Origin of the sequence: Comamonas sp. GCA5, assembly GCF_036541385.1 — a bacterium.
Classification (GTDB): Bacteria; Pseudomonadota; Gammaproteobacteria; order Burkholderiales; family Burkholderiaceae_C; genus Comamonas; species Comamonas aquatica.
Genome location: NZ_JAZHFR010000304.1, coordinates 1 through 235 on the forward strand (window position 1 = coordinate 1; position 235 = coordinate 235).

Here is a 235-nt window from a genome sequence, read left to right on the forward strand (position 1 = left end):
CTTCAGAGAACTGAAGAAGCTCTCCATGGCCGAGTTGTCCCAGACCTCGCCAGCCCGACTCATGCTGCAAGTGATGCCCTGTTCGTCCAGCAGCCTCTGGAAGTGCTCGCTTGTGTATTGGGTGGATTCAACCGGTCGTCGCAACACCTTTAATCAGGAGGTGTTTATGGGACGTCCCGCAGGATGGATGAAGCAATTTACTGGCAGAGACGCCATGCGATCTCCTGGTGCTCCG

Annotated in this window: 1 pseudogene; it reads right to left on the bottom strand. The window is 55.7% G+C overall.

Features of this window, described 5'->3' with window-relative positions:
- Window positions 1-123: pseudogene (locus SJH88_RS19715) on the bottom strand (IS3 family transposase); the annotation flags it as partial.
- Window positions 124-235: the final 112 nt, after the last annotated feature.